The sequence below is a fragment of the Ferruginibacter albus genome, from assembly GCF_020042285.1.
Classification (GTDB): domain Bacteria; phylum Bacteroidota; class Bacteroidia; order Chitinophagales; family Chitinophagaceae; genus Ferruginibacter; species Ferruginibacter albus.
On the sequence record NZ_CP083388.1, the window covers coordinates 3,013,528 to 3,034,178 of the forward strand.

Annotated in this window: 16 protein-coding genes; 10 read left to right on the forward strand and 6 right to left on the reverse strand. The window is 36.8% G+C overall.

All coding sequences use genetic code 11. The features are described from left to right. Positions 1 to 30: 30 nt before the first annotated feature. Positions 31 to 3,156: a type IX secretion system periplasmic lipoprotein PorW/SprE gene (gene porW, locus K9M53_RS12935; RefSeq protein ID WP_224015534.1), complete on the reverse strand. Its 3,126-nt coding sequence runs from the start codon at positions 3,154 to 3,156 to the stop codon at positions 31 to 33. A 106-nt stretch (positions 3,157 to 3,262) separates the two neighbouring features. Here porW and K9M53_RS12940 point away from each other — a divergent pair, with 106 nt between their 5' ends. The 6 genes from K9M53_RS12940 to K9M53_RS12965 are packed head-to-tail and all read left to right on the forward strand — an operon-like array spanning position 3,263 to position 5,837. Continuing rightward, positions 3,263 to 3,661: a hypothetical protein gene (locus K9M53_RS12940; protein WP_224015536.1), complete on the forward strand. Its 399-nt coding sequence runs from the start codon at positions 3,263 to 3,265 to the stop codon at positions 3,659 to 3,661. A gap of 38 nt (positions 3,662 to 3,699) precedes the next feature. Next, the gene (locus K9M53_RS12945) at positions 3,700 to 4,182 is read left to right on the forward strand and encodes a hypothetical protein (RefSeq protein WP_224015538.1); all 483 of its coding nucleotides are present in this window, start codon (positions 3,700 to 3,702) and stop codon (positions 4,180 to 4,182) included. Positions 4,183 to 4,231: 49 nt separating this feature from the next. Further along, complete coding sequence (locus tag K9M53_RS12950; protein WP_224015540.1) at positions 4,232 to 4,630, forward strand: bactofilin family protein; 399 nt, start codon at positions 4,232 to 4,234, stop codon at positions 4,628 to 4,630. Continuing rightward, positions 4,614 to 4,829 (forward strand): AtpZ/AtpI family protein, encoded by a 216-nt coding sequence (locus K9M53_RS12955; protein WP_224015541.1) that lies wholly within the window; start codon positions 4,614 to 4,616, stop codon positions 4,827 to 4,829. Before K9M53_RS12950 ends, K9M53_RS12955 begins: the two co-directional genes overlap by 17 nt. Positions 4,830 to 4,834: 5 nt before the next feature. Further along, positions 4,835 to 5,215 (forward strand): hypothetical protein, encoded by a 381-nt coding sequence (locus K9M53_RS12960; protein ID WP_224015543.1) that lies wholly within the window; start codon positions 4,835 to 4,837, stop codon positions 5,213 to 5,215. 1 nt (position 5,216) lies between these two features. Next, positions 5,217 to 5,837, forward strand: coding sequence for a SprT-like domain-containing protein (locus K9M53_RS12965; protein WP_224015546.1), 621 nt, complete (start codon positions 5,217 to 5,219; stop codon positions 5,835 to 5,837). Here K9M53_RS12965 and K9M53_RS12970 read toward each other — a convergent pair whose 3' ends face one another. After that, the gene (locus K9M53_RS12970; RefSeq protein ID WP_224015548.1) at positions 5,838 to 6,176 is read right to left on the reverse strand and encodes a bleomycin resistance protein; all 339 of its coding nucleotides are present in this window, start codon (positions 6,174 to 6,176) and stop codon (positions 5,838 to 5,840) included. Positions 6,177 to 6,253: 77 nt separating this feature from the next. Between K9M53_RS12970 and K9M53_RS12975 the strand changes: the two genes are divergently transcribed. Together K9M53_RS12975 and K9M53_RS12980 are read left to right on the forward strand one after the other, a co-directional pair. Beyond that, positions 6,254 to 6,805: an RNA polymerase sigma factor gene (locus K9M53_RS12975; protein ID WP_224015550.1), complete on the forward strand. Its 552-nt coding sequence runs from the start codon at positions 6,254 to 6,256 to the stop codon at positions 6,803 to 6,805. After that, complete coding sequence (locus tag K9M53_RS12980) at positions 6,802 to 7,605, forward strand: anti-sigma factor (protein ID WP_224015552.1); 804 nt, start codon at positions 6,802 to 6,804, stop codon at positions 7,603 to 7,605. Before K9M53_RS12975 ends, K9M53_RS12980 begins: the two co-directional genes overlap by 4 nt. Positions 7,606 to 7,674: 69 nt before the next feature. Here K9M53_RS12980 and K9M53_RS12985 read toward each other — a convergent pair whose 3' ends face one another. Continuing rightward, the gene (locus K9M53_RS12985; RefSeq protein ID WP_224015554.1) at positions 7,675 to 8,352 is read right to left on the reverse strand and encodes a hypothetical protein; all 678 of its coding nucleotides are present in this window, start codon (positions 8,350 to 8,352) and stop codon (positions 7,675 to 7,677) included. Between the two features lie 148 nt (positions 8,353 to 8,500). On the opposite strand from K9M53_RS12985, the gene K9M53_RS12990 reads away from it, so the two are divergent. Then, a complete protein-coding gene (locus K9M53_RS12990; protein ID WP_224015557.1) occupies positions 8,501 to 11,422 on the forward strand; it encodes an FAD-binding and (Fe-S)-binding domain-containing protein in 2,922 nt (973 codons plus the stop codon). Positions 11,423 to 11,424: 2 nt separating this feature from the next. On the opposite strand, the gene K9M53_RS12995 is transcribed toward K9M53_RS12990, so the two are convergent. Further along, positions 11,425 to 13,635 carry a right-handed parallel beta-helix repeat-containing protein gene (locus K9M53_RS12995; RefSeq protein WP_224015558.1) on the reverse strand — a complete coding sequence of 737 codons (2,211 nt, stop codon included), beginning with the start codon at positions 13,633 to 13,635 and terminating at the stop codon, positions 11,425 to 11,427. 102 nt (positions 13,636 to 13,737) lie between these two features. Here K9M53_RS12995 and K9M53_RS13000 point away from each other — a divergent pair, with 102 nt between their 5' ends. Continuing rightward, positions 13,738 to 14,019, forward strand: coding sequence for a GNAT family N-acetyltransferase (locus K9M53_RS13000; RefSeq protein ID WP_224015559.1), 282 nt, complete (start codon positions 13,738 to 13,740; stop codon positions 14,017 to 14,019). 87 nt (positions 14,020 to 14,106) lie between these two features. Here the strand turns inward: K9M53_RS13000 and porU2 are convergent, their stop codons facing one another. Together porU2 and K9M53_RS13010 are read right to left on the reverse strand one after the other, a co-directional pair. Then, a complete protein-coding gene (porU2, locus tag K9M53_RS13005; protein ID WP_224015560.1) occupies positions 14,107 to 19,260 on the reverse strand; it encodes a putative type IX secretion system sortase PorU2 in 5,154 nt (1,717 codons plus the stop codon). A gap of 21 nt (positions 19,261 to 19,281) precedes the next feature. After that, the gene (locus K9M53_RS13010; RefSeq protein ID WP_224015562.1) at positions 19,282 to 20,409 is read right to left on the reverse strand and encodes a putative type IX sorting system protein PorV2; all 1,128 of its coding nucleotides are present in this window, start codon (positions 20,407 to 20,409) and stop codon (positions 19,282 to 19,284) included. Positions 20,410 to 20,651 lie beyond the last annotated feature (242 nt).

A 20,651-nucleotide genomic window follows, 5' to 3' on the forward strand; every position in this document is an offset into this window, starting at 1 on the left:
GCACGATCTAAGATTATATGATCAGGGATCTTAAAACTTACCGGGATATATTGATTTCAATGCGTTCTTATACCCTGGTATGTCTTTATTGGTTTTTAATAACTGAAGATTGTCTTCACTAATAATATAGAACGAATATTTATTTGCCGGCAACCAAGAAATTTCGATTTGCGCTGCCTTTTTAAGACGATTGATATAGTCCATTGCTGCATCAGTATTGGTAAACATAGTTACTACCAACAGTGTTTGTCCGCCATCGAAAGGCGCTTTGCGTATAATATAACTTTGCCCGCTATACTTTTCCGCATTGTAACGATTCAACGCATTGACTGCTTCATTTACAAATGTAGGATCAACCTTATCCAACTGCATTATCACATTGGTGGTTTGTGTTGAATCGAATGAATAGCCATTTACAACTTTAACTGCCGGCGGTAATATCTTCTTTACAGAATCTGTTTTTACAACCGGAGGCGGTACGATCTTCTTTACAGAATCCTGCTTAATTGTTACAGGTGCTGTAACAGGTAATATTTTTTTAGCAGTATCAACCACGGGTTGTGTTTTTAATTTACTGCTATCCACTGTTACCGGTGCTGCTTTAATAGGTGCTGTTATTTTTGCAGGTTCATCTTCGATTATTACCACGTCATCATCTTTTGCACGGGTAACCTGCAGGTTTTTCAGGTAAGCTTCTATCTCTTTCCGCTTATTTAAAGCATTCAATAAATTTTCTGCTTTAGGTTTCATCGGTGATTGAGGATATAACTTTACTAAGTTGTTCAATTCAACTTTAGCGCTGCTGTCATCGTTACACACTTTTACATAATACATAGATTCTATGTATAACAATTGAGGACTCCAGTAATTATTGCCGTATAAGCTATCTGCTTTTTTCTTTTTTTCGATGGCTTTATCAAAATCACCCTCGATCATTAAAGTATAAATATCTTCATACTTTTTAGTCACGACAGGATCTTTTTTATCTGCTTTAAATGCGATAGGATTGTTTAATAACTGTGCCGAATGGCTATCGGCAAATTTTGAGTTCAGTAAATTTTTATAATAATCGGCTTTTGCGGTATTGCCCAGCCTGGTATAACAATAGTATAGATTCAAATACAGTTCTCCATTGTATAAGCTGTCAGGAAAACGAGATAATGATTCTTCGTATGTATTTACAGCCTGCTGGTAATCTTCGAGGTCATTTTGATAAATTTTTCCCAATGAAAACAAATTAACGGCAACCAATGAATTACTTTTTGCGAGTTTTTCAGAAGTTAAGGGAAGTTCAGACATGATGCCAACAAACGTAAAATCGTTGGGTTGATCTGCAGCGGTAGCAGGTTCTTTTGTTGCAGTTTGATCATTATTAGTTGCAGGCGGCGCTATTGTTGTTGTATCGTCCGGATTCATATTGCCCGGAGACATGTCTGCTAAAGAAGGTGCTGTTAATGCAGCATCCAGCGCAGATTTTCTACGCCAGTTATCGGAATTGGCCCGTTTGCCCCATTTGGTTTTAAAATCGGCATTTCCTTTTGTGCGTAATGATGAGTTATAAAAATACCATTCACCTTTTGTATTCTCCGTAAATAAAGGTGTTTGCGTTTGTGAAGCAAAAGGATTAATATCAACCAAGCCGGCATCATTGCCATCATCCGAAATTTTATCTCCCTGCGCTTTCATTAATTTCCTGGAAAGTTTTTTTACATACGCCTCTCTATCTGGCTGCGGCATTGCGGCAATTCTCTGCAAGCTATCCTCCCGCTCAATTATGGTAAGCTTTTCAACGATCTTAGCTAAAACGGTTCTTCTCTTTTGTATTTCCGGAAGTTTATCTGTTAATGATGTATCATCCGATTTTAAGCTATCGTAATTGGAAAATGCCGTCCTGTAATCTTTTTGATTGAACGCTATTTCTGCCAGCTGTAAAAAAGCTTTGTTCTTATAACTTACATTTGCTTCGTTATATTTTACACTTTCTTTATAATAACCGATCGCTTCGTTCGTATCAGGTTTTTGCATGGCTAATTGCCCTGCGGAATAATATAAAATATCACGATAACTTTCGAACCTGTCTTTTTTAGCCATGCTTACCAGGTTCTTAATGCTTTTATCCAACTCGGCAGAATCGGTGCTACGCATCATTTTCGCATTGTTCAACTGTGCATGAATATCCATTAATGGACTTGCCGTTTGCTTGGAGGCCTTTTCATAATATTCAGAAGCTTTTCCAAACTGGTGCGTCATTTCATATAACTGTGCCAGTAAAAACTCCCATCTTGCTTTATATTCTAAGTCAGGTGCATTGGTCAATGCCTTTTCTAAGTGGGCGGCTGCACTGTCGTAGATCTGTTGTTGAAAAAACCAGTAAGCAGTAACTTCTTCAAGGTCATCATGCAAACGTAAAGGAAGGTTTGGATCGGCATGTAATGTATTGATCAATCCTGCGGCATCTCCAAATTCTTTCTGCTCTACCTGGGTTCTTACCATCCAGATCAATGCATCGTTTCTACTTGGCGGCAATGAAGTTAATTTTTCAAGAATATTCCTTTTTTCTTTGTTGGCAATACTGATGGTGCTATTGGCAGCAGCAGCATTGGTACCCACTACCCGTTCGTCATCCTCTCCTTTTTCTCGCGGAAATAAATTATAATTAATGAATTGAAAAGTTGCTGCAGCTGAATCAAAATCTTTTCGGAAAAAATACGCTTTGCCAATTAGGAAATACATATTATCGATCCAGTCATTTCTTAGATCGTGTAATAGAATACCGGCGGTGCTTTTAATGATCACCGAATCCAGGTCTGTTTTTTGCGCAGCAGTGTTATCTAATGAGTAAGGATAAAAAGTAAGCAGCTTGGTATAATCATCTTTATTCGCCATTATCGCTTTTTCAACAACGGCATTTACTTTATTATTAGCGTTATAATAATAGTTGTAATGCGTAATTAAGTTTTGCTTGAATTTTCTAAAAGTGGTGAATTTTTTTTCTGTAGAAGTTTCGGAACCTAATTTCCTGTCTTCAAACTGTGTAGGTTTTTTTTCTACACTATCCCGCAGGCGAATGCTCCAGATAGGTTGCGCACAAATGCTGCCGGCAAACAAAATAAATAAACAGGATAAAAAGAATATAATGGAGATACGCTTTTGCATGTATCGTAAACGGTTAGAAAAAATACGGCTCAATATCGGTTATTTTTGCCAATTAATGGATATATAGTGCCCCGAGTTTATTAATTTTAACACCGATAAATTTATTATGGCAAAAATTGATGCCGATAGCACGCTAAAACGCCTTCGAAATCGTTACCGTTTAGTAGTAATGAACGAAGATACGTATGAAGAAGTGGTCAAGTTCCGGTTAAGCCGGTTAAGCGTTTATATTGTTTTAAGCAGTGTTTTTGTGCTGCTTACCATTTTTACTGTGGCGTTGATAGTATTTACACCTGTAAAATATTATTTGCCCGGCGTTGGCTACGGCAACATAAAACAGGTAAAAGAATACAAGCAATTAAAAATACGCACCGATTCAATGGAAAACGCACTTCATAACGAACAACGCTATTTAGATAATATTAAGAAAGTATTGGAAGGCTCTATACCAAAATTAGACACTACCAAATTGAGTTTGCCGAAAGAAGATAAGTCTGACGATTGATAGAATCGGCTTAGTAAATTTCAAAACCATTTTACACAATGGAAGAACATTTTACATTTAATGAACGCCTAAAAAGATTTGAACCCATTGAAAAAAAATGCAGGTATTGTGGTAAAGATGACTCCTGCGAATCAACTACCAATCATTTTCAAAAAATTTATAAAGAAAACGACAGAACTAATTTGCTCGTTTATCGCTCTGTAAAATTTAATATTGTAACCATAGGTATACCAAGGTGTGCATTGTGCAGAGATATACATGAAAGTGCTAAAGAAAAAGCTTTATTAATAAGCTTTGGCGCTTCATTACTTACCATTGTTCTTGGCTTTATTTTATTCGGCATTTTTGGTTTTTTTGCAATTTTTGCCGCCATTTTTGTGGGAGTTTTTGGGTATTTTTACCTCGTTAAAAAACTGGTGGAAAGAAAAGGGATCGAAACAAGTGTTAACGGAGCCAAACAGGATAAAACAGTTGAATACCTTTTAAATACCGGCTGGACCACCAATCGCCCATCGGCTTAAATAGATTGTGTAAAACGAGCTCTAATTATAAATCTTAAAATCCAGAAATATGTTTAACTCAAAAAACCAACCTCAGAACCCAACCTTTGGCAGTACTACCATTATTGGCGCCGGCACCATTATTACCGGTGATATTGAAAGTAATAATGACATCAGGATCGATGGCGCTGTTTCAGGTAATGTGATCTCGAAAGCAAAAATTTTAATTGGCAAGGAAGGTATTGTAAATGGAGATATTCAATGCCAGCAGGCGGATATTTCAGGGAGAGTTGCCGGTAAAATTCAAGTAAGCGAACTATTGCAATTGCGTGATAAAGCCAACGTTAACGGTGATATTTATGCGAGCCAATTACAAATAGAACCAACCGCTACATTCAACGGTCAATGTCACATGGGTGCTAATATTGTTGATATGAAAGCAGAGATCAGCAATGCCATCAACCAATAAAGACAATAACAGAATTTTATTGCGATATGCAGGATTAGCCACGCAATTAATAGTGCTGATGGCAATTACCGTATGGGCAGGTATTCGTTTGGATGAGCGTTTTCATGTTAAAAGACCTTTATTGGTTTGGTTATTACCTTTGCTGGCGATCATATCTTTAATTGTAAAAATCATTAAAGACACTTCTAAAAAGAAATAACTCGAATGAACAGCTTCCGCCGGTTTATCAGCATCTTCACTTTAATTTTTTTCGTATTCAGCATTATTTTTTTAGGAGTCAGAGCTACCTTATTCTGGACGATTGATTCCACTCTTTTGTTTAAAGGAAATGCATTGCTGTTTTTAATGACAGTCGGTATTTTTTTGATGCAGCGAAAAGCGTTACAGAGCAGCAATCCTAATGTTTTTGTAAGAAGCGTAATGCTAGGCATGATGATAAAAATGCTGACAGTTGCGATTACTATATTAGTATATGTAAAAACCCACCCGCTTTTTAACCGAACAACTGTATTTATTTTTTTGTTTGTATATCTCGTCTATCTTATAGCAGAAGTTTCTGCCATAGTGAAGCTGAATAAGAAATAGAATGTCTAAACAGGAAGCACCTTTACAACAATTAAAAACCTATTTGCCGGAAGAAAGCTTTGATGCTGTTGTTCACTATCTGCAACATTATAAAGTACACCTCACCATTACCCGTGAACGGGCAACTGTATTAGGTGATTACCGGCATTCACATTTAGATAAAAATCATCGCATTAGTGTAAACGGGAATCTTAATAAATATTCTTTCTTAATTACTTTATTACATGAGTTAGCTCATTTGTTTACGTATGAACGTTTTGGTCACCGTGTGCAGGCACATGGTGCTGAGTGGAAGAATGAATACAGCAAGATACTAGCTCAATTCCTGCTTAAAAAAATATTTCCTGCAGATATTGAAAAGGTTTTATTAAAGACCTTGCAAAACCCTGCAGCCAGCAGTTGTGCTGATGAATCGTTATTAAGAGTATTACATAAGTACGATGAAAAAAAAGAAGGGGTACAGTTAATTGAACTATTAACACCAGGAACTTTATTTAAAATAAAAGGAGACAGAATTTTCAGACGAGAAGAACAGGTACGAAAACGCATTCGATGTGTGGAAATAAAAACCGGAAAAGTTTATTTATTTAGTCCTGTGTATGAGGTAATACTGTTGAGTTGATCACTTTTTTTGTCCAAAGCGTATCACATTTCCATTATTATCTACAATAGAAAACTCCCTGGTTCCCCATGGCGTGTCCTGTAACATTCTTTCGGGGTGCAAAATCTCTTTTATTGAAAAGCTGGCATACAGATCTTCCACATTGTCTACCTGCAAATAACAGCTGCTTTTAAGCGTTTTATCTTTCGTATAAAAAAAATGAAGCTCTGCTGCTTTTTTATACTGCAGCATTAAATAGGTGCCGTAATTATGGGCTGTAAATCCTAATTTATATTCATAAAAATCGATCGTTTTATTAATATTAAATGTAGGCAACAAAGGAATGGACCGTAGCAGCATAAAAACCTTTTAGTGAATAATAACGTTAATATCTGCAAAAAATTCTATTTTCGGTAGGCGAATTTTGAATCAACCGTTTGTCTCCAATAAAAACATATACAGAAGAGGAGTTGGTTTTTTTGCTGAAGCAAAGAGATCAAAGCGCATTTTCGTACCTGTACGATAATTACGCTCCTGCATTAAACGGCGTCATTCAAAAGATGGTGGAAGATACAGCCCTGGCAGAAGATATCCTACAGGAAGCTTTTGTTAAAGTGTGGAATAATTTTTCAGCTTACGACAGCAGCAAAGGGCGCTTATTTACCTGGCTGCTTAATCTTACCAGAAATCTTACTATTGATACATTGCGAAGCAAAGGCTATAAAAAGCAAACTAAAATCTCGGCAGATGAAAATTCCGTAAATAATGTGTCTGATGGTTTTGGTGCTGATAAATTAGATACCATAGGGCTTAGAAACCAACTCTCTAGCCTAAAACCCGAACAGCGCATATTGATAGAATTGGCTTATTTTAATGGCTATACACAGGATGAAATATCCAAACAAACCGGCATTCCTTTAGGAACGATAAAAACAAGATTACGTTCGGCTATTTTTGAACTTAGAAAAATGTTACAATACTCAGAGTGAGCGCACAAGAGATCATATCGTCAGGGCTATTAGAGCTATACGCTGCAGGACTTACTTCTCAGGAAGAATCCCTGCAGGTAGCACAATGGATAAAACAATTTCCTGAAGTAGCCGCTGAGTTCAATGAAATTCAGTTAAGTATTGAAACTTTAGCTAAAGCCAATGCAATAGAGCCATCCCCTTCTGCAAAAGAAAAAATATTCCGACAGATTCAGCAGAGCAAACCGGCAGAGATCATTTCTTTAAACACATCAAAAGCAAGAACTGCAGCTATCCCTTCTTATTGGAAATGGGTAGCCGCGGCTTCCATCATTTTATTGTTAGGAAGTGTTGCCTTAAATATAATGTTGTATGGCAAATACGATGTTGCCGATAATAAATTACAACAAACACAGCAGGAATTGGCGGGTGCTATGAAGGAAGATCATGAAATGGATAAAGAGATGAGCATTGTTCACAATAAATTTTGCCAGCCCGTTGCTTTGCACAGTACACAAGCTCAATACGATGCTGCTGCAAAAATATTCTGGATAAAAAATACCGGCGATGTTTATATCGATCCCTGTAATTTACCTGCAGCTCCTGATGGTAAACAATATCAATTATGGGGAATTGTAGATGGCAAGCCCGTAGATGCAGGTGTGATAATTTATACAGGCAAACAGGCTGCAGCCAACAAATATCATATTCAAAAGATGAAGAGCTTTGGCAAAGCCGATGCATTTGCCATTACTATTGAAAAAGCAGGCGGTAACCCAACTCCCACAATGGATAATATGGTGGTGATGGGAAAATTATAAAACAAATAAAAACTTTCATACAAAAAAATGGCTTCTTTAGAGAAGCCATTTTTTATTTAATAAAAGAAATTATTTTGGCAACGTAGCCAATATATCTCCATTGTTATTATATACTGTTATATTACCCGTTTTATCATCCTGTGCTCCCACATACGCCACCCGTTGATTGTTGCCATTATAAACCCCTACTCTTCCTCCGGCAGAATTGGTTGATAAACGAATGACCTGCTGATCTCCGCTTGACAAAGAAAAATAACCGCCGCCACCATCTGTATTAGATATAAGACCCAATGTTTTTGCATATTTGTTATTGGTACGAATATACCCTGCCTGATCGGTGGTAGCGCCCATTTCTGCTATCTCGTACGAATTTTTGTTAAGTACTGCCAGGTAACCGCCGCCACCTTCAGTTTTAGTAACCTTAAAGATCAGGTTCTCATCTTCATCATAAGAACTTATTCCGCCACCGCCGCCATTGGTTGTTATGAGCGATACTAATTTTTTTCCATTGCTGGAGAAAGTAGTAAGTTTTCCACCTCCATCTTCTTTTTTAATAGAGACCACTACATTTCCAAAATTATCTACTACCTGGAATTCTTTTGCCTGTACCAGATCAGGTACTGTTTGCTGCGTTTTGTGCGACATTAATACAATAGACACCGCCACTATAACTGAAAGCCCGAAAAAGTAACGATATAATTTTACGCTTTTTTCTAATTTCAAAAGTCGTTGTTCTAACTGGTTCATATAAAAGATTTTAAGATGATTATATAGTGCGACAAAATAAAAAGAATTATCGGCAGTTCAAATACCCGCTAAAAGGTATTGTTCCATGAAAATCATTAGGTTCAAATAAGTTAAATTTGCGTTTCTTAATTGAAAACGAAAAGAATAAATGAATATCGGCTTACAGCAATTAGCACAACAACTAGAGGGTGATCTGTATTTTGACGTAACCATGCGTACATTGTACGCTACCGATGCATCGGCATACCGTGAAATGCCTTTAGCTGTTGCTATTCCAAAATCGATTGGTGATATTAAAAAGCTGATTGCATTTGCACGATCCAACAAAACATCCTTAATACCCCGTACTGCGGGTACATCATTGGCAGGACAAGTGGTAGGCAACGGTATTATTGTAGATGTATCAAAAAACTTTACACAAATTCTTGAATTAAATAAAGAAGAGAACTGGGTACGGGTGCAACCCGGTGTTGTACGTGATGAATTGAATATATATTTAAAACCTCATGGCTTGTTTTTCGGACCCGAAACTTCTACCGCCAATCGTGCCATGATCGGCGGAATGGTGGGCAACAATTCCTGCGGATCAAATTCAGTTATATATAGAAGCACAAGAGAACATTTATTGGAAGTAAAAGCTTTATTGAGCGATGGAACAGAAACAACGTTTAAAGCGCTGAACATTGATGAGTTTCATGAAAAATGCGAAGGGGATACGTTAGAAGCAAAAGTGTATAAGAGCATTCGTTCTATATTAAGCAATTACGACAACCAGGTTGAGATAAGAAAAGAGTTTCCTAAAAAAAGTATTGAAAGAAGGAACACCGGCTATGCGATGGATGTATTGTTGGATACAGCGCCGTTTACAGCAGGTACGGAAGATTTTAATTTCTGTAAGCTGATAGCAGGTTCAGAAGGAACGCTTGCTTTTATTACAGAGATAAAATTAAATGTAGACCCTCTTCCACCAAAAACAACCGGCTTGCTTTGTATTCATTTTAATTCTGTTGACGAAGCCTTACATGCAAATCTGATTGCATTAAAATATCATCCAAGAGCAAGTGAATTGATCGATCATTATATTTTAGAATGCACCAAAGCAAATGCAGAGCAAAGTAAAAACCGGTTCTTTGTTCAAGGCGATCCCGGTGCTATTTTGGTTGTTGAATATGCAGGTGGAGATAGAGAATCAATAACTTTACTTGCCAAACAAGTAGAAGAAGAAATGCGTAGCCAAAACTTAGGTTATCATTTTCCGTTATTGTTTGGTGATGACACAAAGAAAATATGGAACCTCCGCAAAGCCGGTCTGGGCTTGCTTAGTAATTTGCCCGGTGATGAAAAAGCTGTTCCTGTAATTGAAGACACAGCTATTGATGTAAACGATCTGCCTGCGTACATACAAGAATTCAATGAAATTTTAAAGAAGCATAATTTATACTCTGTTCACTACGCTCATGCCGGCAGCGGTGAATTGCACTTACGCCCCATCATCAATTTAAAAACAAAAGAAGGCAACCGGCTTTTCAGAACGATTGCAGAAGAAATTGCAACGCTGGTAAAAAAATACAATGGTTCTTTAAGTGGCGAACATGGCGATGGAAGATTACGCGGCGAGTTTATTCAACAGATGGTAGGTGAAAAAAATTATCAGCTATTCCGGCAAATAAAATACACCTGGGATCCCGATAATATTTTTAATCCGAATAAGATCGTTGATACGCCATCCATGAATACCATGCTGCGTTATACACCTGGACAGCAAACGCCAACCTTCAATTCGGTATTTCGTTTTTATAACCAGGATGTATTGCAACATGCGGAACAATGCAATGGCAGCGGCGATTGCAGGAAAACGCATTTAAGCGGTGGAACTATGTGTCCTTCGTTCATGGCTACCCGAAATGAAAAAGATACAACAAGAGCAAGAGCAAATATTCTACGTGAATTTTTAACCAATTCCGATAAATTGAATCGCTTTGATCATAAAGAAATTTATGAAGTGATGGATTTGTGCTTGAGCTGTAAAGCGTGTAAATCAGAATGCCCGTCGAACGTTGATATGGCAAAGCTGAAGGCAGAATTCATGCAACATTATTATGATGCCAATGGCGTTCCTTTTCGCTCTAAGCTAATAGCCAACTTTAGCAAATCATCCAAATTAGGAAGTATTGCTCCGGCATTGTACAACTTTGCTGCGACAGCTCCAGGCATCAGCAATTTAGTAAAATCATTTTCAGGTTTTGCGCAACAACGTTCTATGCCCACTCTTTATAAGACTACCTTGTTGAAGTGGTACAATAAGCATACATCCCAAAATAAAAATTCCAAATCCCAAAATGGAAAAGTGTATTTGTTTTGCGATGAGTTCACTAATTATAACGACACTGAGATCGGCATTACAGCAATCTCATTATTAGAGAAATTAGGTTATGAAGTAATTATTCCTGATCATATAGAAAGTGGAAGAACTTATTTATCAAAAGGATTGATCCGTGAAGGAAAAAGAATTGCTAATAAGAATATTGAACTTCTAAATAAACTTATTTCCGATCAAACTCCATTGATTGGCATCGAACCTTCTGCCATCCTTACTTTCAGAGATGAATACATTGACCTGGCAACGGATGAAAATTTTGAGGCTGCCAAACAACTTTCAAAAAATGTTTTCTTTATTGATGAATTTATTGCGAAAGAAATGGAGAAAGGAAACATTACCAGGGAACAATTCACTAAAGAAAAAAGATCAATAAAATTACACGGGCATTGCCAGCAAAAAGCATGGGATGCAGTTAGCCCTTCAGTAAAAGCATTGTCATTTCCTGAAAATTATACTGTTGAAACAATACCCTCAGGCTGTTGCGGCATGGCAGGCTCTTTTGGGTTTGAAAAAGAACATTATGATATTTCGATGAAGATCGGCGAATTGGTTTTATTACCCACTGTACGTAATGCGGCAGACGATGTAATCATTGCTGCACCGGGCACTAGTTGCCGTCATCAAATAAAAGACGGAACGAAAAAACATGCATTGCATACCGTAGAAATATTATACAATGCCTTAGCATAATTTCATGGCGTTTTTTCCACGTGCAGGTTATTGATGCCGTTTTCAATAAACACTCTATCAATGGTAAAATGCGAAGCAAGTTTTATATAAGCCGGTTTTGCAGAGACCAATGTGGACCGAATGGTTGACAACATTTCTTTTATGAACGTGTTACTCTTATTTCCCTGGTCCGGCAATGGAATAGAGCCAGGACCAACATTATACCTGCAGTTAAGGATACCATAATCAACAGTATCAGATATCAACTTGTAAAAATTATTGGTAGAATCTGTCCAGCTAAGCGTTCCCAATAATAACATTTTTGCTTTTCCTGAAGGATTATTAAAGCTGGTAGTTTTATTAGGCGTGTTATAAATTGCTTCAGCAATTACCGCTTTGCCGGAGAAACTATCAATAGCTATTACGGGCAATTTTTCTTTGGAAGCTGCGGCAATCTTTGCTCCGTTCATATAAAATTCTCCTTTATCTTTTAATGTAATAAAATTAGTTCCTCCCCCATTTTCAAACCATTGGTCGTACACCAGCATCTTTTTATTATCATTTACCTGGTACGAATATTTATTATTAATAGAAGCAGCGCCAAAAATTTTTAATAAAGAGGAGTATTGTGATGCCGATCCACTCATCTGCACCGAAACAGCATTACAATAATTATGTTGCAAATTTTCAAACCTAAGATCAGTATTTGTAATATTATTGATAAGCAGGTTTGATCTTATTGCGGCATAAGTAAGCAACTCATTTGCATAGATAGTGTTACCGGTTTTATTATTATCATATACTAAAATACCATCTGCTTTTTTGCTGCAGCTTACTTTCACGTTTTTAATAATTGCCTGTCTTGCATTATTAACTTGTATTACAGCTTTCCCCGAATCTCCCATCCACTTCAATATCGTTGAAAAGCCATCTCCGCAAAATAGTACAGAAGAGTTTTCAGAGATGGTCAATGTTTTTGAAATATTATAAACGCCATATTTAAAATGAATCAATGCTGTTGCATTTTTAGATGCTTTATTAATTATTGCCTGGATCGCATCTGCATTCATTGTATTATTTACTTCATACAACTTATATTTAATTAATGGAGCAAAAGCTTTAGGCAGCGGCTTGATCTGTTTAGGTACAGGTACACCATATTTATTATCAATATCAATAAAGCTCCGGGTTGTTTGCTTTATTATTTTTTGTTTTGCGGTAAATGAATTGCCGATCATTGTCAGATCCGGCAACGTATTTTTATAAGCATCTTCATAATGGATCACAAAATTTTTATTTGAATCCGGAGTGATAAATGTGTTATCTAAAAAAAGCACATTGCCTTTTGTGTACATGTCAACCATTATTTTACCGGCTGTTGAAAAGATAGTATTATGCTGTATTGTTATGGGAGATGTATTACTAAATTGACTTGCAATAAAAAAAGCATTGGAATTATAAGACAGGTTATCTCTAAAAGAAAAATAATTAGAATTACCTAACGAGATGTCAGCATGTGTTGAATGGTTGAAAACACTTCTATACACATGAAAATTTCCGGCTCCATTCCCAGGCACATTATTTGAAACACCTGTATAACAATTTTCAAAATAAGCGTCCCATATCCACCAATCCAACGCATTGGGGCCACCTAAAAAAATGCCGGCTGATGAACAATTGTAAAAACGACAACGACGTATACTAAACTCCGCATCCATATTGGGCCCTGATTTTAAGCCAACTGCTACATTCTTAAATATCTCATCACAATGTTGTGTACCAGAATTAGCATATTGCACTTTTCTATCCCACTCGTGTGCCACTGCAGCTAATGCTTTGTTGTTTCCATCCCATGTTATTCTTGCATATTCACTATAAGCCACCCCATTTAAAGAAAGCATTTTCATTTTTTCTTCACCGTCCCATTTAATAATAGTGTTTAAAGGGTCTTCACCAATTATAACAATGTTATTTTTAGATTGCATTGTTAGAGTAGCTGTAATACGATAAACTCCTTTTGGAATATACAATACAGGCGAGTGCCCATTGCTGCCTAATTCGTCCAATGCCTGTTGCATTGCTTTTGTATCATCGGCAATTCCGTTGCCTGCAGCATGATAGGCTATTTTCAGATCTGTCCAGCTTGAAAAATAGCCATAAAACTCTTCTGCCTGTGCAGAAACAAAAAATGGCAACAGGCATTTTACAAAAAGAAACAAACAAGACTTACGCATCTTCATTAATTAATAAAACAAAGTTACTTGCATTGCTCACAACCGACTTTATTCATTTGTTAAGATTAAAGTAGCGTTGTAACTTTCATTATATTTTAAATTATGGAAGACATTATCAACAATACAGAAGCTGAACGTTTTGAGCTTACTATTGACGGAAAAACCTCAATAGTTCAATACGGGTTATTTGATGGCGGCATTGCTTTTTTGCATACAGAAGTACCGCCGGAACTGGAAGGCAAAGGCATCGCCTCTTCTTTGGCAAAACATGTTTTGGAATATTCAAAAACGAATAATTTAAAAGTATTACCACTTTGCCCTTATATCAATACATACATTAAAAGGCACCAAGAATATGAATCACTCGTAGTTAAACATTCATGATCTCTATTATTTAAGAAATATAATCAGTTCAGGCATAAAAAAACTCCCGACTAAAAAGCCGGGAGTTTTTTTATAGTTACTATATCATTATCGCATCAGGTACATTTTACCGTAACCGCTGTTAAAATATTTACTTGCATCACCCAAACCATTTGTTACCTGGTTTTTATTAGCGTCGGTACCGGTATACTTATCAATTGATTTTCCATTTAAATTAGTAAGCACCCTGTATAAATAAACGCCATTGGCAAGCTTTTGTCCATACATATCAGTGCCATCCCATTTATACTCTGTGATGTTGTTTCCGATATGTAAAGGTCCTAACTCGCTTTGCATGATCTCTTTCACCACTTTACCTGTAATAGTTAATATCTGTATGCGCATATTCTGCGGCAATTGGCTGCCGGTAAGTGTAAACACAAAAGCAGTTGAGGTAGTAAATGGATTCGGGTAATTGAACAATTCAGAGATCATTGTTTTATTAATAACGGTAAAGCTTACCCTATACTCCAGGTTGCCGGCAGTATTACCCTGAACATCTTTACCCGAAACGATCAATTCATATGTCCCATCTACCGGGAAGCTTGGCATTAAATTAATAGAAGCCGTATTTTCTCCTTTGCTGAGATCTGCAGGAATGAACTGCATCGTATCTCCGAATACAAATGGAGGACGTGGTACCGATGGTATGGTAGGATTAGAAGGATCAGGGTATAACACCTGCACTTTTAATAACGACGTGTCATTTAAAGAAAGGAATTTATTTTCATCCTTTAATTTAATGGTGATATGTGGCTTGGATGAAACAATGTCTTCATTAAGTATATGCACTCCATCAAACGTAACATCCAGTAAAGGATTGTATTTATCAGCTATTACAAAGAAGTTCTTATAAATGGAGTTGTTAAATAAATATTGTTCCGGCTGATCGTTATCAGGGTTAACGATTACGTATAGTGTATTTAAGCCGGCATACAATTTTGTATCAATAGTATCTCTGATCACCAACGTATCGCCTGACAATAATGCTTTGCCTTTAGGTATTGCGATATCAGTGGTATTGTTGCTGGCATCCGTAATTCTGAACCTTATCTTTAAACTATCAAATTGAACGGGGCTTATATTTTTAAATGCCAATGCAAAAGGAATTTTTGCGCCTTGTACTACAGTATCCTGCATGTTAAACAATATATTAGGCGCTACTGCACCTTCCGGTACATAATCTGCATTTATTCTCCAATAGTTTAGCTGGTTTGGCGTAAGGAAATTATTATCCTTGTTTACCATGTTTAATTGTACAAAAGGATATGTGGTGGCATTTACAAAGCTTAGAGATAAAGTATCGATAGCCGATGGCATAAACGACGTAAGCAATACTTTATTATTGTTTGCGTCAATTCCATATACTTGTATTTGAACCGTATCTCCAACAGCTTTATCTAATGATCTTCCACTCCAATGAAGGCTTGTCCATTTTTTAGCCGGGCCAAATACCGGTGATTGTACAAAGCCTGAATCAACAATTGTTGATAATGGGAATATGGCTTCCAATGAATCGCTCTCAGTACGACCTACAAATTGCTGTGGTGCATAGCTCCTGTTTTTGCGGAAGAAATAAATAAATGGAATATTATGCGTAAAGCTATCGATCTGTGTAAAACCAATATTCTTTAGCTTGTTGTACAAAGAATTTCCGGCGCCTAATGTAAGCGTATCTTTTTTCCAATCATCAATAAAAGAAGCGTTTGGTGGTTCATTATAAATATTATTACCTACTCCCAGGTTAGTAAGCGAAATATACATTCCATCCGGTATGCTATCAAAAAAGTTTATTAAATTTTTGCGATAAGCAGGATCTGCGTAAGGAAACTCAAAGAAATTACGATAAGGTTTTACCGGTGATTGTCCGCAGGCAGGCTTGCTACCAAATCGCCCAATTCCTCCCAGGTCATAATTATTCCATGGCATTAAGGTTGCACTATCAAAAACCTCTACCTGTATAGAATTATAATTACAACCGTAAAATTCCAACTGAGTAAAATCCAGATAGGTATTTATCTGATCCCAATTATAATAAGGGAATAATCCTGTTTTAATTTTAAGACTTGCCGGTGTAGTAACAAACTTTAGTAACCTATCAACAGAATCAAGACGAATATCCGTATAAGTGCTATTCAACTCTTGATAGTAATGCGATTGATTAAAGCCCGTACTGCTGTTAGGCAAGTACACAAAAGAAGATGGATTCCAGATTATCGGTGTAGAAGATGATAATGGTTGAATAGCTGTACGCCAATAATACACAGTGCTATCGGTATAATTGATAGCAGGCTGACCGAATGTAATTACACCACCCACTCCTGTATTGTTGTAAGATTTTTTAAAAGGAGAATTAAATAATGCAGTGGTATCTAATTCCATAAAATATTGCCGTTGTCCACCTAAAGGATTAGCGGTACTTGCTACATAATTTATATTAGATTGATTAACGATAGAATAATTGTAGGGATAGATAGGTTTCAGTTCATCTTCAAAAATGGTAAAGTCTTTTGATACAGAATTATTTGTTTCGGAAGATTCTGTAATATGTGAATCCGCATCCAATACCACCATTAATTTATTATCCCCTTTGTCTGTTGCCGGATTAATTTGCACCGTAAAGTTTAATGAATCAGTATTTTTTGTAGCTGCTATTTTTTGATCAAACAATATCTTAAAAGAACCATCCGGCAATTGACGTTTTACAGTAACTCTCATTGAATCAGTAATAGCCCTGCCCAAATTTTTTATAGCGATACTAACATTGAAATTATTATCTGCTACAGAAATAATAGAGGGTGAGATTTTCACTAACGATTCATCGATCGCATAATCAGGTAAAGTAAAATTGCTTAGTTTGATAGCAGGATCGCCATCTAAATTGATCTGCTCCAAATGTAAACGCATATACACTCCGCCGTTCACGCCTAATAATTGCGATGTTCCTCCTGTTGCTTGTATCACTTCTTTTATCTGGTTACCTATCGTATTACCATACATGTCGTTACTGAACAAACTATACAGTTCTGTATTATACGTGTTAAGGTATGTAGGTATACCTAAAGATGTGCTTGCTAAAAAGCCAATGCAACCTCTTTCGTTTGCCAATGTCCATTTTTCTGAAATAGAAAGATTTCCATTTAGTCGGGTTGAATCAAAACCAAAATAATTACCGGCGCTGCAACCACTCACATTAAAGAAAGGATACCTGCCCTGGTTAGTATAATCTGTTGGCTCGCTTAAATTGAAGGCAAGTGTATTGGCAGAAGAGTGCCCCAAATAGCCAATAAAACCTAGTCCGTTATTTATTAATTGCTGTATAGCAGATCCGCTTATTTGTTCTACGTAAGCGGTAGATGATTTTTTAAAGGTCTGTACATTCGCCCCAAGCAAGGTATCTTCTGCTATGCGTTTATATCCATCTAACAGACTTGCAAAATAAGCAGTCTCGGCTGAGTCTGCTCCACCTGCAATGTGAACGAAGTTCTTCATCCAGCTCATATCACTTATTGAGCCATCCGGCGAGGCCTGTTTCATTTCGTATTCCTGTACTTTGTTAAGGTAAGTACCTATCTCTTTACCATTGATAGCAGGTATCCTTCCGGTAGGTGCTAAAGGCACGATCTGCATGGGATCGCAAGCTAACAATACATCAGATGCGGGCCATCCAAAGCTAGGCACAAGATCTAATTTACCTGCAGCAGGACTGCTTTGATTTTGTTCATAGTCCATGTAGCTTATGCCATGCCCCATAAATAAAACATATTTTGGTTTTACGGTCCATGACTGTGCAAATCTTATAAAATCTCTTATAGAAGTTGGATGCTTGCGAATACCTAATCCAAATTGATCTTCCAGCTCATCAATAGAATATATTTTAGCATTAAAGCTGCCGCCTGCCAATGAGCTGCGGTATTGACGGTATGCCTCTACATTATTGACCCCATTTCCATCATCATATAAAGATGGATGAGAAATGATAATATAATCACCCTGGTTATCGGGTATATTAAAATCTATGAACTTTCTTGATTTTAGGTTATTGATAGCCGTTAGGTTGGAGGCTGCTTCACTTACCAGCATAAAATTCCGAATATTATCCAACGAACCGGGTAAGGCAAATTTTACTTTCCCGGGGGTAGAGATATCTCCTGTATAACGACTACCGCTGTTCATATCATATAACACCGGCGCTACACCACCATTATTGAAGTTATCGATCACTAAATAATTACCATTAACAGAAGGTGCTAGACGGAAATAAAAATTAGTTTGATCATTAAAATTAAATTTTGAAGGATAGGTGATCGATAAAGAGCCTACTACTATTCTATCATTCAAACTATCAGTGCTGTTATGTATGCTCATATAAGCAGGCAAATAATCAGGGCTTTGCAAATACGATAACGGGAGATTATCTTTTTGAATTTTCAATGTAGCAAACAAGCTAACGGAAGTATCTATAATGGTATTATTAAACAGTTTTACATTGAATTTTCTGTTATTAGGAGCATTACCGAATACAGATACTGAAAATGACACATTATTGGCAGGTCCTCCGGTATACACATTCATTCCATTAAATTGTTTTGTAAGCGGACAACAAGGATTGGTACCAAAATCGCTGCTTGTCCAACCTTCTCCCATATCATACGAAGAAGACCACAAATACTCTACAGCCAACACTGCATAACCACGATTCAACTGATCTTTGTATGAGTGATTTAACGTTTGCATGAAATAAGCATCGGGTTGCAATGTATTATTCGCAACATCGTTTATCACATTTGAATACCTGAGATTATTACCATTAGTATTCACTGTAAGATAATAAGCCACTGTATCGGTTTGCAAACTAAAGCTGTCTGTCATTTGATTATTGGGATCGAGATATAATGTCTTGTCAGGCTTACCATCGTTCGACTTGCCCCAAAATTCTATATAATCACTACCGGTTAATGCACCATTGGCGGCAGATGTATAAATACGAACCTGCTCTCCATTACGCCATAATTGAAACTGCTCTGCAGGCACATTGCTTAATCCTGCAGCAGCCAATGCCGGTTGATTAATGCGGCACAGCCCGGATTTTCCCAGGTAAAACTTATAATAGGTTTTACTGTAATCAATCCAACTGTTATTTAATTGCGCCTTTGCAATAACAGCACACAGCAGCAGTATCGGGATTAATATTTTTTTCATCTTATTATTTATTAAAGACTATTACTCTTTTTCGTTATTGGTCAAATGTTTTTTATTATCAATCAAATCTAATTTAAGAGAAAAGACATTCGTATATAATGAACTTGTTTGATTGGCAAGATTAGAAAGCGCATAATCTATTGTTACATTCCCTAACTTAATGCCGGCACCTAAACTTGGCTGATATATCCACACTTTTTTCTGGTTCAATGTATCGCCATCTGCCAGCGCCTGCTGAAAATTTGTTACACCTGCACGAACAAAAAATACTTTATTAATACCCAATTCTACCCCAATATGAGGATCTACACTTACGGCACTGCTACTTATCAATGTATTTCTTCTGCTACCAAATGTCAGATCGGCATTAGCTTCGGCCAGTAGGCTCAATGTTTTATTTATTCTGAAATCATAGCCGCCGCCAAGTATTAAACGAGGTGCTGTTAATTCGGTTGATTTTACAGGAATATCATTATTGGTTAAATAGAGTACTTGTTTTTCCTGGTCAGTAAAGCTAAAGGTCCATGCGTTGAAGGTGGTAGTAATATCCCTTGCCACTGCACCAATACGCCATCTTCCCTTTTGCATTTGAAACGCTGCATCCAACCCAAAACCCCATGCATTTGCAAACGAACCTACCACCCGACGAATGATCTTTGCATTAAATCCAAAGCTGATCTTCTCATTTTCAGTTTGTTTCAGGTATTGACCATAAGACAATAACAGGGCATAGTCTGCCGAAGAAAAAGTTTGGATATTATTATAGTTTATAGTTCCATCGGGCTGCACTAAAAATAATGTATTCGGAATATCATCTACCGCAAATCGTAAAAGAGAGACTCCTAATGTTCTTTTATTGTCCTGTATGGGTATTGCAACTGAAGTATAGATATAATTACCGATGCCTGAAAAGTAGTCGGAATACATCAGGTTAATGTTAGGATGATCTTTTACAGCAGCCAATCCTGCAGGATTCCAATAACCGGCAGTACCATCACTTACCGAAGCTACCTGTGCATTTCCCATTGCCATGCCTCTTGCGCCGGCACCAATGTTCAAAAATTCATTGGAATACTCTCTGAACTGTGCATGGGACAATACAGGAAGCAATAAACCACTTAATAAAAAAACAAGCAGGTTTTTAGTCATATAGATATACCAGTTAGTTTATGATTGCACTTATGAAGGGCAAAGACGATTCAATATTTAAAACGCATTAATGATAAGTAAAGTTGCGCTTCTACATAGGCGAAAGAAATAATGGAACAAATGTAATTAATAAACCTTTTTAAACAACACTTTGATGTAAAAATCAATTTTCAACATATCTGAATATCCTTAATAAACGCACTAATGGTCCTTTCATTGTGGTGATTTATGTTAAAAAAGAT

Coding starts and splice junctions, on each gene's coding strand:
- K9M53_RS12990 (WP_224015557.1), top strand. CDS start 8,501: ATGAATATCGGCTTACAGCAATTAGCACAACAACTAGAGGGTGATCTG.
- K9M53_RS12995 (WP_224015558.1), bottom strand. CDS start 13,635: ATGCGTAAGTCTTGTTTGTTTCTTTTTGTAAAATGCCTGTTGCCATTT.
- K9M53_RS12965 (WP_224015546.1), top strand. CDS start 5,217: ATGTCTAAACAGGAAGCACCTTTACAACAATTAAAAACCTATTTGCCG.
- K9M53_RS12945 (WP_224015538.1), top strand. CDS start 3,700: ATGGAAGAACATTTTACATTTAATGAACGCCTAAAAAGATTTGAACCC.
- K9M53_RS13000 (WP_224015559.1), top strand. CDS start 13,738: ATGGAAGACATTATCAACAATACAGAAGCTGAACGTTTTGAGCTTACT.
- K9M53_RS12985 (WP_224015554.1), bottom strand. CDS start 8,352: ATGAACCAGTTAGAACAACGACTTTTGAAATTAGAAAAAAGCGTAAAA.
- K9M53_RS12955 (WP_224015541.1), top strand. CDS start 4,614: ATGCCATCAACCAATAAAGACAATAACAGAATTTTATTGCGATATGCA.
- K9M53_RS12960 (WP_224015543.1), top strand. CDS start 4,835: ATGAACAGCTTCCGCCGGTTTATCAGCATCTTCACTTTAATTTTTTTC.
- K9M53_RS12970 (WP_224015548.1), bottom strand. CDS start 6,176: ATGCTGCTACGGTCCATTCCTTTGTTGCCTACATTTAATATTAATAAA.
- K9M53_RS12940 (WP_224015536.1), top strand. CDS start 3,263: ATGGCAAAAATTGATGCCGATAGCACGCTAAAACGCCTTCGAAATCGT.
- K9M53_RS12950 (WP_224015540.1), top strand. CDS start 4,232: ATGTTTAACTCAAAAAACCAACCTCAGAACCCAACCTTTGGCAGTACT.
- porW (WP_224015534.1), bottom strand. CDS start 3,156: ATGCAAAAGCGTATCTCCATTATATTCTTTTTATCCTGTTTATTTATT.
- porU2 (WP_224015560.1), bottom strand. CDS start 19,260: ATGAAAAAAATATTAATCCCGATACTGCTGCTGTGTGCTGTTATTGCA.
- K9M53_RS13010 (WP_224015562.1), bottom strand. CDS start 20,409: ATGACTAAAAACCTGCTTGTTTTTTTATTAAGTGGTTTATTGCTTCCT.